The following is a 13,682-nucleotide window of genomic DNA, read 5'->3' on the forward strand; positions in this document are numbered from 1 at the left end:
ATCACGCAAGCTGCGCCGCAGCTGGTCGCCCGAGCAGATCGCTGGCTGGCTCAAGCGCAGCTTCCGGACGAAGAGCAGCACCGCGTGTCACACGAGACGATCTACAAAAGCCTGTTCATCCAGGCGCGTGGCGTCCTGAAGAAGGAGCTGCTCGAGCATCTCCGGGCGAAGCGCACGATCCGCCGCTCGCGCCACGCCAGCCTGAAGCGTGACGGGCTTGGCCAGATCAAAGATGCGATATCGATCAGCGAACGGCCGGCGTCAGTCGAGGACCGCGCCGTGCCCGGACATTGGGAGGCGATCTCATCTCGGGCACGCGAAACAGCCATATCGTGACGCTGGTCGAACGCCAGTCACGCTATGTGATCCTGGCCAAGGTGGCGAACAAGGAGACCGCCAGCGTCGTCTCGGCCCTGATCAAGCAGGCGCGCAAACTGCCTCGCGAGCTCTATCAGTCGCTGACCTGGGATCGCGGCAAGGAACTTGCCGATCACAAGCGCTTCACCCTGGCGACCGAGGTCGACGTCTATTTTTGCGATCCGCAAAGCCCGTGGCAGCGCGGTACCAACGAGAACACCAATCGCCTGCTGCGCCAATATCTGCCCAAGGGAACGGATCTGTCGCTCCACAGCCAGGCCAAACTCAGCGCCATCGCTCGCCAGCTCAACGAGCGCCCCAGAAAGACCTTGATGTATCAGACACCGGCTGAAATGTTCGCCGAGCGTGTTGCGGCGACCCGTTGAACCCACCCATGATTTACGACATTCCCGGTTTTCGGCTTCGCTGAATCAACGCCGCCTACGGTCATAACGTTCGACAAACCCTGTCGCTTTGATAGAGTGTTCATGAACGTGCTTTTGGGGGTTTGTCGTACATGCTGGTTGGATATATGCGGGTCTCGTCGGCTGATGACCGCCAAACGGTTGATCTTCAGCGGGACGCACTAGTCGCAGCCGGTGTCGATCAACGTCATTTCCATACCGACAAGGCATCCGGCGCCCGCGACGATCGGCCGGGACTGAAAGCCTGCCTCGATTATCTGAACCCGGGCGACACGCTGATAGTATGGAAGCTCGACCGGCTTGGACGCTCGCTGTCGCACCTACTGGCGATCGTTACAGATCTGAAGACGCGCGGTATCGCGTTCCGATCGCTAACTGAGCAGATGGATACGACCACGCCGCACGGCGAATTGCTGTTCTCCCTTTTTGGCGCACTCGCACAGTATGAGCGCGCGCTGACGCGCGAGCGCGTAATGGCCGGACTAGCTGCAGCGAAGCGTCGCGGACGCAAGGGTGGCCGCCCGCCGATGATCGATACTGAAACCCTCGAACGGATTACAGCTGCGCTAGATGGTGGGGCCAGCAAGGCTTCTGTCTGTCGGACCTTCAAGGTACCGCGCTCGACGCTCATCGGCACGCTGGCCCGGATTGGCTGGACCGCACCAGGTAAAGCCTGACCGATCGCATCAAGCAGTCTGTCGGCAGAACGCAACGCTATCGCGAATAGGCTTTGCAGGGTCGCCCATCCTGAGTGATATGCTGTAGTCACAGCATCAAACGACGGGCAGATCGTGCCTCATTATATGCGATGCGTCCCAGGTTGGACCACTAAACGACAATTTCTTAAGCTTTCAGCAAACGGATCGCTTCGTCATTAAATATCTGTTTATCTTGAACAGCGGAGCGATTGAACCTAGCTGCACGCTCCCTTCCCAAATATACAGAGATTATAATGAACGATGATATCAACGCGGTTGAGTTGGCCGCTGAGCTGACTGCTGCGTGGTTGGCCAATCCTAACACCCGCACGAATGCGGAGGATGTGCCCGCATTTTTGCAGTCAATGCATGCCGCTGTCGCTCAGCTGTCAGGCTCAGCTACTTCAGCAGCCCCGGAAGAAGCTGCTCAAGCTTATGAGCCTGCTGTCACGGTGCGTAAGTCGCTGGCGTCGCCCGATCACATCATTTCGATGATCGACGGCAAGCATACAAGACGCTACGCCGCCATCTGTCGAGCAATAGCCTAACGCCTGAGGAATACCGAGCACGCTACAACCTGAAGGCTGATTATCCCATGGTCGCACCATCGTACTCGGAAGCACGGCGGACCATGGCAAAGTCGATTGGTTTGGGGCGCAAACCTGGTCAGGCAGCCGAAAAGGCTACTGATGATTCTCCGAAGGCTCCCCGCAAACCTCGCGCAACCAAGGTCACCGAGGAGGCTTAAACGAAGCGGGGAGGCTAGCCCTCCCCGTATCCGTTCCGGCTTCGCTAAGTTTTGGACATCTCGTATGTCGCTCGTTTTGCGCCAGTAACTGACCGAAGGCGGCTTGTGTCGCGTCGCGAAAGGGGGGCTATTTGCAATGCTGGACCTGCCTATCGACAGACATTGATGGAATCGCACAGGTTAGGGTCAGGACCCATTGATCTGAGAGGCACGATCTGATTCAGGCTCCGTGAGGAGACCGCGCATGAGCGACCTGTACTGGCTGACCAACGAGCAGATGGCGCGGCTCGAGCCATATTTCCCAAAGAGCCACGGCAAGCCCCGAGTTGATGATCGGCGGGTGTTGAGCGGCATCGTTTTCGTCAACCGCAACGGACTGCGCTGGTGCGATGCACCCAAGGAGTATGGCCCCCACAAGACGCTCTACAACCGGTGGAAGCGGTGGGGCGAAAGGGGTGTCTTCGTCCGCATATGGAGGGGCTGGCTGCCGCGAGCGCCACGCAAGACGATCATGATCGACGCGACTTACCTAAAAGCACACCGCACGGCATCGAGCCTGCGGGTTAAAAAGGGGCCTTGGGCGCCTGATCGGACGCACCAAAGGGGGCATGAACACCAAGCTGCACGCCGTCACCGATGCAGAAGGTAGACCGCTCAGCTTCTTCATGACGGCTGGTCAGGTCAGCGACTACACCGGCGCTGCCGCGCTACTCGACGATCTACCCCCGGCGCAGTGGATGCTGGGCGACCGCGGCTACGACGCAGACTGGTACAGGGACGCCCTTCAGGCAAAGGGCATAACGCCCTGCATTCCCGGCCGAAAATCCCGGATCATGCCCGTCAAATACGACAAGCGCCGCTACCGAAGCCGGAGCCGTATCGAGATTATGTTCGGTCGCCTGAAGGACTGGCGCCGCGTTGCCACCCGCTACGATCGATGCCCGACCGTCTTCTTCTCCGCTGTGGCCCTCGCCGCCACCGTCATCTTCTGGCTATGATCAACGAGTCCTGACCCTAGCGTCAATAAAACATAGTGAGGGGAAACATAGCAAGTTTTTTGGCCTAACTCCGAAGCCGCGGCTGCAGTTGAGAGTTTAGTTCTATTTTTGTAGAGATAGGATGTCCTCGTATAGAACGCCGTTACGCTCATATGCCACGAAAACGTCATCGAGGTTTTTGGTGTCCATGTCGAGCCGGGCAAACCTTGCCTCGTCAAGTCTCGTGCCATCAATGATTGTAATCACGTCACCAGCTTGCAATGCCGAGCCTCGGAGAACGCTTGGATCAGCTGGGTCGAGTAAATAGCCGTCGAGCTGCCCGCGGCTATAATGAGGCTTGAGATTGAACCGCTGGGTGAACGACGTGCGGTCAGCTTTGATCTGTCCACTTAATTGTGGTTGCGGTGACGCTTCCACCCGCACCGGGATAACAGTAGGCGTACCTGTCGATACAATTTGGACTTTATCAGCGTCCTTCGAAGCCGGTTTGCGCACATAGTACGCGACAAAGCCAGCGATCAGTAAAGCAGCGGTTACCACCATCGCCTTTACCATTGTTCCGCGCCTACCATGCGCCCGAGCAGCCGTCATCATTCACCCTGCAGTTCTAGACCTTTTGACGGTATATGTATGAGGCGTAGAATTGTACGCCTCATACATCGCTCTTACTTCGACAAAGACCGCGCAGCGTTCACTCTGCCGTTACCGTAATACGGATCATGCGCAGATACTCCTAGGTCATCCGCTCCCGCGTTGAGATAAGCGCGTAGCTTAGCAGGATGCATTTTGCCGTATTTGCTGACGATGAGCGCAGCGACCCCCGAGACGTGTGGGGTCGCCATGCTCGTACCGTTGCTCCAGTAGTACGAGTTGGCAGCGCCCGTGCTGAAGACGAAGTCAAAAATGTAACATGGCCTGGTTACACCGGCGACCGTGCAATCACCCGTAACGGACGGCGTGTAATCGCCGCCGGGACCGGCGAGATTGATCACCGAGCGACCATAATTGGTGTAGCTGGCCGGGTTGTCCAGGAAGACGTTCTGGTTCTTGCCCCAGCCCCGCGGTGCGGTCGCAGAGATCGAGATCGCCTGCGGCGAGTCCGACGGCAAATGGATCAGATTAGCTGGCGTACCTGTGGTTTTGGGGCTGTCAGCGCTCTGCCCGTCGTTACCCGCCGATACAATCACCAAAGCCCCCTTCTTATAGGCGTAACTTACCGCCCGATCGATCAACTGTCGGAGGGTCGATGCCCCTTCCTCGGACTTCTGAAGCGATCCGCCCAGGCTCATGCTGATGACGTCGACGCTGTGGTCGGCGGCATAGATGATCCCCGCCGCGACGTCCTCGAACGAACCGCTACCGCTGTTAAAAAGGACCTTCACCAGGCAGAGCGTCGCCTTCGGCGCGACGCCGATCGTACCGACGCCATTGCGCGCAGCGCCAATCGTACCGGCTGTGTGCATGCCATGCGCGAAGATGCCCGTGTCGTCATCCGAGTTCGGGCCGTAGGCAATGCCCTCGCCGGTCATATCGGCAGTACACGTCGGGTCGTACCTACCGGCGATGTCTGGATGGTTCAGTTGAAAGCCGCCGTCGAGCACGGCGACGCGCGCGCCGTGCCCCTCGTAACCCATCTTCCACGCGTCGACGGCCTTGATAGCAGTGTGGCCCCATTGCAGGTTAAACCGCGGATCGATGCCGGCTGGATTATTGGGCGGATTTACGACGTCGGCGGAGCGGAACGCCGCTCGCTCGCCCTTCGGTATCCACTTGATCTTCCGATCAGCGGCAACAGCTGCGACACCTGCTTTGCCTTCAACGGCAGCGAGGAAGCCAGATCCGCCTTCGGCCACGACAACGTCGATGCCCGCGAGCCGCTTCTTGATCCGGCCGCCCGCAGCAGTGACGGCGGCATCCAGGTTCGCTCCCGAGGTCCCCAGCACCACGAAGGTCTCCGCAGAGGCTGCTAAAGGAAACGTCACTAGCGACGTTGCAAACGCGATTTTGAACACGCTTCTCATGTCTTGTCCTCCCGTACGCCGGAGCACGAAATACCTGTGTCCCGCTCTTCAGGCGCCTCGACGAGGCTAGACGAGATCTTTAGGAGAGCAAGGTCCCTTTTCCTCGAGTTTCCCCAATTTTTTTTAAGTCGTTAAGTTGGAGAGCGCTGGACATACTGTTCCGCGTTCTCGCCCAGCTCCTCCACCTTGGCGACGCCGTGCATCGCTAGGGCAGCGGCGTTGCTTCAAAAACTATCTCAGTCTGGTCCATCACGACCACGCCTTCGAGCGGGCTCTCCACCAACTGTTCGAGGTGATGGAGCGAAGTGCTTGGGATTGCGCTATGGGAGGCCAATCTCTTGAATTGAAGCGCAGCGAGGGCTTGCAAGTTCCGGATGATGTATCAGACGCACCAATCACCCTGATGCAGGAGGACTACGCTTCAATGCTGCAAAAACGACACAACCGGAACATTGCTTCGTGGTTCTGGTTAATCGATGCGCATTGATCAAAGGGAGGGCTACACCATGAACCTTATTATCCTCCTCGTCGTCGGCGGCATCATCGGCTGGTTAGCCAGCATGATCATGCGGACTGATGGACAGCAGGGCGTTATTCTCAATGTCGTCGTTGGCATCGTCGGCGCACTGCTTGCGGGGTTCATCATCACCCCGCTCATCGGCGGTGCCTCGATTATGGACGGCGCGATCAACATCCAGTCGATCCTGATCTCACTGGTAGGCGCCATCGTTCTGCTCGCGATCGTGAACCTTGTTCGTCGCGGCTCCGTTCGCTGATTGACTATGCGGTGGGCTCTGTTCGGCCCGCCGCATCATTCGGTGACACGCCGCGAAGCCGGCATTATCTTCCAGGAGAGACATCATGAAGCACTTCACCATCGGCATGGGCGCCGCAGCACTGCTTACGACCGGCGCATTGGCTCAAACGGGTCATGCCGGATCCCATAACCCAGCGGTCAAGGACAACTCGGTCGGCCACGTCGCCGCACCAGCGGACGGCCGCAATTCGTTCACCGAGGCGCAGGCGCGTGGCCGGATGGCCAAGGCCGGATACTCGGGCGTATCGAAGCTGGCGAAGGGCGACAACGGCGTCTGGCAGGGCACGGCGATGCATCGCGGCAAGAAGGTGAATGTTGGTTTAGACTACAAGGGCAACGTTACGACCCGCTAAATAACGGTACTAGGAGAGACACTATGACGAAAACCATCACACGACTGTTCGACAACTATTCCGATGCGAAAAACGCGGTGAGCGATCTCGAACGCCTCGGCGTACCGCGTGACGATCTTAGCATCATGGCTAATAAGCGTGATCACGGAGACCATGACGGCACTACCGGCATCGACGACGTGAACGACGATGGCGATGTATCGCGCGGCGCCTCGACCGGTGCCGTTCTAGGCGGCGTCGGCGGTCTGCTTGCCGGTCTTGGCCTTCTTGCAATCCCGGGTCTGGGCCCGATCGTGGCGGCTGGTTGGCTCGCTTCCACGGCAGTCGGAGCAGGCATCGGCGCAGCAGGCGGCGCCGCTACGGGTGGGATCGTTGGCGCGCTGAAGGAAGCCGGCCATACTGACGAGGAAGCGAACGTCTATTCTGAGGGCGTACGTCGCGGCGGTACCCTTGTCAGCGCGCGAGTCGACGATACGCTCGCAATGGAGGCAGAGGCCGTCTTGCAGCGCAACAAGTCGGTAGACGCTGACGAGCGCGGTTCGGCCTACCGCCAGTCGGGCTGGAACGGCTTCGACGACAAGGCCCCTGTCTACACCGACGACGAGGTCGTGACCGAGCGCAACCGGTACGGCACCACGCCGCGAATCTGATTGACTGGGCGGCCGTCCCTTGGACGGGCCGCCCCTTCTTTAATGCGCCAAACACGTCACGCGATCTTCGGTCCGATGAACGCCTAGGCGTGAACCGCCGCATGTCGACTGCTCCCGACCTAGCAGTCGTAAAACAACGGCCTGAGGCGACATTCTTAACCCAAAACCGGTAGCCGCGAGGGAAGCTTGCTGAAGCCTCTGATGAATGCGCACCGGTGACCGTAGTCAATATGCCAACTACTGTTCGACGAGCCCATGGGACATGGAAGTCGCATCGCGCGATTGACGCGACCGCGCCCTGGATCATCGCCTCGATCGTCACGTTCGCGCTCTATGCCGGCCGATCGGTTCTGCTGCCCATCATCCTCGCCATCCTGCTGTCCTTCCTGCTGGCGCCGATCGTTGCCGGCTTCCGCCGATTGCGCGTGCCCCGAGCCCCCGGCCGTACTCCTTGCGATACTAATGGCCCTGGGCACGATCGGCGTGACTAGCGCCATCTTGGTAAGTCAGGCAGCAACGCTGACGAAGGACGCGCCGGCGTACGCGGAGCGCATCACTACGAAAGCGGCCGTCGTCCGCGTTGCACTCCACGACCGCTTCGGCTCGATACTGCAAACGAATGGGGGCGGTAGCCGCCAGAATGCTCAGAATGCGCGCCGAGCAGGCACAGCGTTCTTGGCCCGCCCGCGAGACGACGCTGCGATCCCCGTGGAGATCCAGGCACCGCCAGCAAGCGCGATGGATGAGATCCGCAGCTACGTCTTGCCCGCCCTGGCACCCGTGGAGACGACTCTGATCGTTCTCATCGTTACGATCTTCATCCTCTTCCAAAAGGAGGATCTACGTGACCGTCTGATCCGCCTTATGGGTACCGTCGACCTTCACCGGACGACTGTCGCGCTCGACGAGGGCGCAAAGCGGCTCAGTCGCTACTTCCTGTCGCAGTTCGTCGTCAATGTCGGGTTCGGCGCTGTGATCTGGGGCGGTCTGTTCCTGATTGGCGTACCATCGCCCGGCCTTTGGGGCGTGCTGGCCGGACTGCTTCGTTTTATACCCTATGTAGGCGTGCTTGTTGCGGGAATCGGTCCCCTAGCATTGGCGGCTGCCGTCGAGCCAGGCTGGCTGATGGTCGGCTATGTCGCCTTGCTGTTCCTGATCGTAGAGCCGCTCGTCGGCTATGTCGTCGAGCCACTGCTCTACGGTCACTCAACTGGCCTCTCACCGGTGTCAGTCGTCGTCGCTGCGTTGTTCTGGACGTGGATCTGGGGACCACTCGGATTGGTGCTATCGATGCCGCTAACGCTGATGCTGGTCGTTCTGGGTCGTTACATTCCGGCTTTCGAGATCTTCGACGTCGTGTTCGGCGACCGCCCCCCGCTTTCGCCCTCTGAGACATTCTACCAACGTGTACTCGCAGGTCATCCGGAAGAGGCCATCGAGCAAGCCGAAACTCATCTCGAAACGCTCTCGCTCGCCGCCTATTATGACGAGGTCATACTTGGCGGTCTGCGGCTCGCGATTTCTGATGTCGATCGCGGTGCCGTGGAACGCACGGCGCTCCGGGCAGTATGTGAGACCACACTCGAAGTGCTGGAGGCGTTGGAGCATCACCCAGACCCGGTGGGCCACGCCAGCTTTCTTGACGGAACGGAGGTTACCGTCTGGACCAGATCCGAGGAGGGTAACGACGGAAATGGCAGCATTGTACTGTGTGTGCCGGGGCGCGGCCCACTGGACGCGGCAGTGGCACGAATGGCGTCCCAATTGCTTCGCCGCCGCGGATGCGAAGTGCACGAGCAGCGGCGCGTGAACGGGCGAGATGGCACAGTCACCCCTGTCGCTGCTACCTTAAACTTTATCTGCATCCTCGGCCTGTTCGATGACCGGAGCTTTCAACGAATGCAGCCCGTGATCGCCAAGCTTGAAGCCGAAACGACCAGCGCGACGGTTATGGTAGGCGTCGTGCGGGTCGAAGGTCAGGTCATACATCAGGCGGAAAGGGACTTTGTCGCGTCGATAGGCGCCCTTTGCAGTGCGATTGGCGCTAGAACAGGACCCATCGATGTGAGAGGCGCAATTTGATTTAGGCTTCGTAAGGAAAGCGTGGATGACACCCATCCAGCCCTGCATCCCGGGCCGCAGATCGCGCAACGAGCCGGTCAGATACGACAAGCGCCGCTACCGGCGCCGCATAGCGATCATGTTCGGCCGTTTAAAGGATTGGCGCCGCGTCGCCACTCGCTACGACCGCTGCCCAGCCGTCTTCTTCGCTGCCTTCGCACTGACGGCCACCGTCATCTTCTGGCTACGACCAATGAGTCCTGACCATAGTATTGAATCAGGGTTATTATAAAGATGACAAATGAAACCGTCGCTCGTTATTAAAAACTTGGTCGGTGGAGGCGGCGTACTCATTGATATTGGGTAATCGCTCGGGCGACCCATCACTGTCTCAATCAGTTACGACGCGGAGGACGTTGCCACGCAAATAGCGAGTGGCGAACTAAATTGCTAAAAAGTACAGATTAGTGCTTTATCTAAACCTAGGCGCTTGAAAGTCGCAAATTGTCACGAATAAGTCACCGGTTGGTCTGCCTACTTTCTGGGAACGACGATTTACCGCCTGCTTAAGGCGCACTGTGGCGTCAACCGAGGAGGGGCTTTGTTCCAACGTTCGAAAGCGCTTCAGCGCGGCGGGCGACAACCGGCCTTTAATCATTCGCGTGTCTGGCAAAACCACGCCCGGAATACCGTCCGCGACGAGTTCAATCTCAAACGTGCCGTCGTCATTTACCATCACAGTAACCTTAATTGGTGCTGACGATTTTTTTCACCCGGCGTATGTTCGGGACAACCCAGATTGGCAATACCATCGAGTAGCTTCGCTGAATCGAAAGCCGCTCGTGACGAAGAGGCTTAGAACGCGACGTCGCATTTGATCATCGTATATAAGCCTCGAATGACTGCAAGTGACCATTCCTGCCGTTGCAAAAGGGACCCCCTCGCAAGGCAGCAGGTGCTAGCACTACTTTGGCAGGTTGAAGGAACCGGGTGGAATCGTCGTTGATTCCGGTGGCATGAGGGCTGACCGGGACGGTGCGCGATGATGTCGAGCGATAGCTGGCGAGAGGATCTGGAGACGTGGCTGGCGCCGTTTCTCGCGGAACTGACGCACCCGGCGCAACGGCGGATGTGTCCGGCGTACATTGCCGGCTTGATCGGCCCGGGCGACCGCAAGAGTATCCAGCCGCTGGCAGCGCGGACGGACGATGTCGGCTACGATCAGCTCCATCATTTCATCGCGAGCGGAACATGGGACACCGCGCCGTTCGAGAACAGGTTGCTGGCTGAGGCGGACCGGCTTGTTGGCGATGCGAAAGGCTACCTCGTCATCGACGACACTGCCCTACCGAAGAAGGGGCGCAATTCGGTGGGTGTGGCACCGCAATATGCATCGTCGCAGGGCAAGACGGCGAACTGCCAGTCGCTGGTCTCGGTGACCCTGGCATCGCGCGAGGTCCCGGTGATGGTTGGGCTCCGCTTGTTCCTGCCTGAAAGCTGGACAGACGATCCGGTGCGGATGAAACGCGCTCGGGTGCCGGCGGAGCGGCAAGTGGTGATGAGCAAACCCGACATCGCCATGGCGGAGATCGACCGGGTCATGGCCGCAGGTGCCCGGTTTGGATGCGTGCTGGCCGATGCGGGGTACGGCTCAGGAGCGGCGTTCCGTCAGGCGTTGAGCGAGCGAGGACTGTCTTGGGCGGTTGGCCTGTCGTCCCGCCAAACCGTCTACGCGGCCGATGTCGAACTGACCTTCCCAGCAGCACGCGGCGGAAGGCCGCGCAAATACCATATCCCCGACCAGCCACCAGTACCGGTTGCGGACATACTGGCCAGAGAGGCGTGGCGAAAAGTAGCATGGCGCCGCGGCACCAAGGGGCGGCTCACCTGCCTGTTCGCCGCCCGGCGTGTTCGGATCGCCGAGGGACATCGCCATCGTATGGCCGACAACCGCGTTCAGGCCATGCCTGGTGAAGAGGTCTGGCTGGTCGGCGAACGCCGTTCGAGTGGCGAGCGCAAATACTATGTATCCAATCTCCCGCCCGATACGCCGCTGCGGCAGCTTGCCGCTACCATCAAGGCGCGATGGGTCTGTGAACAGGCCCACCAGCAACTAAAAGAGGAACTCGGGCTCGACCATTTCGAGGGTCGGTCGTGGCCAGGATTACACAGGCATGCCTTGATGACGATGCTCGCCTACGCCTTCCTGCAATCCCGCCGCCTCAAGGCAGCGGGGCGGAAAAAAAAGAGTCGGCGGACCGCCCCCGCAACCGACCCTGCCTGCTATCAGACAAGCGATCATTGACCGGCTGGCAAGACCGCCACCCACGCAGTGCCCGCACTGTCATAAGCGGCTGGCGACCGCCGACGAACCAATTCTGCCAAAGTAGTGCTAGGGCGACGATTCCATTCGATCCTTTCAAAAAAAGCCCTGCCGCCCCGATCGCCGCTCCATCGGAGACGGCAGCATCACCGAGTGCTTTTCTAGGCGAAGTCACCAAGCTTGTCGGCATCATCGTCAGGCTGGTCATGCTCCGCCGGGTTATCGCTCGGCGGTCCGACGCCCGGCTCTGTGGACATATCGCCGGGGTCGGGCTCATGCCAGGAATGCGTGTCGGACTCATGGTTTTTCCTTTGCTGCTTCATATCTGGGCCCGTTCCACGTATCGGCCCCTTCGGTTGTTCGATTGTCGATGCGTATCGAAAGAGCGCACGAACCATACCGAAATGGCAGTCGGACCCGCGTTGTACGGCAGGGGAGGATCGGCGCTCCGACCCTCCCGAAGGCGATCCTAGATCAAAGCTCGGCCGTAGAAGCGCGCCACGCCTTGCCGGTAGCTGGCGGTGAATTCCGGCACCTCGCTCGGCTTGAACTTGGGAGCTGTCGCCAGCTGCTGCTTGGAGATGTTCAGGACGTAGCCGTCCTTGGCGGCGTCGTAGTTCAGGTAGCTCCATGGCAACGGGAACAGCGCCTCGCCGAAGCCCATCGTGCCTCCAAACGACATCACCGCGTAGGCGACCCGGCCTGAGTATTTATCGACCATAAAGCTATCGATCTTGCCGAGATGCTCGCCGTTACGGCCGACCACAGGCGTGCCCTCGACCTTTGCCGAGGAAATCAGACGGACGCTCTCGTCGGTTTGAAGCCGGAACTCGAACTCATCGCGGGTGTTGGCCTTGCTCCGTGTCAGGAACGCCGCCCCGGCAGCAACGCCGAATGCCGCTGCTCCCAGCCCGATCGTGCGCCAGCCCGGTCCAGAACCATTTTGTTGGTCGCGCCCTTCGAACGCGCTGCGCGGGTGACCACTGCTAGTGCCGACGCCGGCACCGCTCGACCTATCTTTCTCCTCTTCAAACAGTGAGGCGTTCGCGCCGGTTGTGGACAGACGCACCTTGTCGCCCTCAACCGCGGCGACCAGCCCGGCAGACAGATAATGATGGTGACCCTGATGGCTGCCCTGTCCGCTGTCGCGCTTGGTGAGCTTGATGCGGTCACCCTCGACCTTGTCGACGGTACCGACGTGGACGCCGTCCGCTCCAATGACTTCCATATGCTTCTTGATGCCGCCAAGGTCAGCCATGCTAGATTCCCGATATGATTGAAGCCGTTCAACGACTCGAACTCGGGATCGATGCATATGAGTGCAAATCGGCGCGCAAAGCCGGACCCCATCGAACCGAGTTAAACTGTTGCAGTCGCATAAAAGGGGATGACAGTTCGAGGGTCCCCGCCGGCGCCGATTGTAACCCCCGCAGCATCCGGCTTTCTACGTGCACCGAGACACTTACGTTGGGCCAAGGGGATTGCGCTTTCGGCGTCGGTCTAGAACTCTTCAGGAAGGCGGCCTGTCCGCTTTTGGGGGCTTTGTTGCACAAAGGGCGTTGGGATTCCCTGTGAGGGTCAGGAAGCGTAGGTGGGATGGATGCCAAAACCGACCATGCCGAAGTACCGCACGACGAACTGGAGCGAGTATAACGCAGCGCTGAAGCGCCGCGGGTCGCTGGAGGTCTGGTTTGACCCGGGCATGGATTGGCTGGCAGCCCCGATTGGTCGTCGAGGTCGGCCGATGCGGTTTTCGGACAGCGCGATCAGGGTTTGCCTGACGCTGAAGATAGTGTTCGGACTGCCGCTACGGCAGGTGACGGGACTGGTTGCCAGCCTGCTGAAGCTGGCAAAGCTGGATTGGCCGGTGCCGGATTACACGACGCTATGCCGTCGGCAGAAGACATTGGCGGTGTCACTTGATGGTCGCGCCAGTACGGGTGGTCTGCATTTGCTGGTCGACAGTACCGGGATCAAGATGATGGGCGAAGGCGAATGGAAGACGCGCAAGCACGGCGCTTCCTACCGTCGCCAGTGGCGTAAGGTTCACCTTGGGATCGACGGCCGAAACCCTGGAGATCCGGGCCATCGAGGTCACAACCAATGCGATTGGCGACGCCGCGACACTGCCGGATCTGCTGGCGCAAATCCCGACGGACGAACGGATTACGATCGTCGGGGGGTGATGGCGCCTACGACACCAGAAAGTGTCGGGCCGCGATCGCAGCCCC

Annotated in this window: 10 protein-coding genes and 5 pseudogenes; 11 read left to right on the forward strand and 4 right to left on the reverse strand. The window is 59.7% G+C overall.

Annotation, left to right across the window (positions count from 1 at the left end; all coding sequences use genetic code 11):
- The 4 genes and pseudogenes from NI18_RS23860 to NI18_RS23870 form a co-directional block, all read left to right on the forward strand.
- Positions 1-743 (forward strand): annotated as a pseudogene (locus NI18_RS23860) (IS30 family transposase); the annotation flags it as partial.
- 131 nt (positions 744-874) lie between these two features.
- Entirely contained in the window at positions 875-1,459 is a 585-nt protein-coding gene (locus NI18_RS20700) for a recombinase family protein (protein WP_037533124.1), read from the forward strand.
- A 275-nt stretch (positions 1,460-1,734) separates the two neighbouring features.
- Positions 1,735-2,228, forward strand: a pseudogene (locus NI18_RS23865) (MucR family transcriptional regulator).
- 244 nt (positions 2,229-2,472) lie between these two features.
- Positions 2,473-3,226 (forward strand): IS5 family transposase gene (locus tag NI18_RS23870; protein WP_128082368.1). Its coding sequence is split into 2 segments (ribosomal slippage): positions 2,473-2,801 and positions 2,800-3,226, totalling 756 coding nucleotides; the frame shifts between segments, so codons are not numbered across the junction.
- A gap of 102 nt (positions 3,227-3,328) precedes the next feature.
- Here the strand turns inward: NI18_RS23870 and NI18_RS20710 are convergent.
- Positions 3,329-3,781 (reverse strand): hypothetical protein, encoded by a 453-nt coding sequence (locus tag NI18_RS20710; RefSeq protein WP_037533126.1) that lies wholly within the window; start codon positions 3,779-3,781, stop codon positions 3,329-3,331.
- 110 nt (positions 3,782-3,891) lie between these two features.
- Entirely contained in the window at positions 3,892-5,247 is a 1,356-nt protein-coding gene (locus NI18_RS20715; RefSeq protein ID WP_052149400.1) for a S8 family serine peptidase, read from the reverse strand.
- A gap of 506 nt (positions 5,248-5,753) precedes the next feature.
- On the opposite strand from NI18_RS20715, the gene NI18_RS20720 reads away from it, so the two are divergent.
- From NI18_RS20720 to NI18_RS20740, 6 genes and pseudogenes are all read left to right on the forward strand, one after another.
- Positions 5,754-6,023 carry a GlsB/YeaQ/YmgE family stress response membrane protein gene (locus NI18_RS20720; RefSeq protein ID WP_037533128.1) on the forward strand — a complete coding sequence of 90 codons (270 nt, stop codon included), beginning with the start codon at positions 5,754-5,756 and terminating at the stop codon, positions 6,021-6,023.
- Between the two features lie 85 nt (positions 6,024-6,108).
- A complete protein-coding gene (locus NI18_RS20725) occupies positions 6,109-6,417 on the forward strand; it encodes a hypothetical protein (protein WP_037533130.1) in 309 nt (102 codons plus the stop codon).
- Positions 6,418-6,440: 23 nt separating this feature from the next.
- A complete protein-coding gene (locus tag NI18_RS20730; protein ID WP_037533132.1) occupies positions 6,441-7,067 on the forward strand; it encodes a general stress protein in 627 nt (208 codons plus the stop codon).
- Between the two features lie 333 nt (positions 7,068-7,400).
- Positions 7,401-9,149, forward strand: coding sequence for an AI-2E family transporter (locus tag NI18_RS20735; RefSeq protein ID WP_306286572.1), 1,749 nt, complete (start codon positions 7,401-7,403; stop codon positions 9,147-9,149).
- Between the two features lie 34 nt (positions 9,150-9,183).
- Positions 9,184-9,420, forward strand: a pseudogene (locus tag NI18_RS24825) (hypothetical protein); the annotation flags it as partial.
- A 750-nt stretch (positions 9,421-10,170) separates the two neighbouring features.
- On the forward strand, positions 10,171-11,433 hold the full coding sequence (locus tag NI18_RS20740; protein WP_037533134.1) for an IS701 family transposase: 1,263 nt from the start codon (positions 10,171-10,173) through the stop codon (positions 11,431-11,433).
- A 487-nt stretch (positions 11,434-11,920) separates the two neighbouring features.
- On the opposite strand, the gene NI18_RS27565 is transcribed toward NI18_RS20740, so the two are convergent.
- Positions 11,921-12,487: a PRC-barrel domain-containing protein gene (locus NI18_RS27565; RefSeq protein ID WP_274602566.1), complete on the reverse strand. Its 567-nt coding sequence runs from the start codon at positions 12,485-12,487 to the stop codon at positions 11,921-11,923.
- A pseudogene (locus tag NI18_RS20745) lies at positions 12,470-12,709 on the reverse strand (DUF2171 domain-containing protein); the annotation flags it as partial. The gene NI18_RS27565 and the pseudogene NI18_RS20745, both read right to left, overlap by 18 nt.
- Positions 12,710-13,051: 342 nt before the next feature.
- Here NI18_RS20745 and NI18_RS20750 point away from each other — a divergent pair.
- Positions 13,052-13,682 (forward strand): annotated as a pseudogene (locus tag NI18_RS20750) (IS5 family transposase); the annotation flags it as partial.

The sequence above is a fragment of the Sphingomonas sp. Ant20 genome (assembly GCF_000783375.1).
GTDB lineage: Bacteria > Pseudomonadota > Alphaproteobacteria > Sphingomonadales > Sphingomonadaceae > Sphingomonas > Sphingomonas aerolata.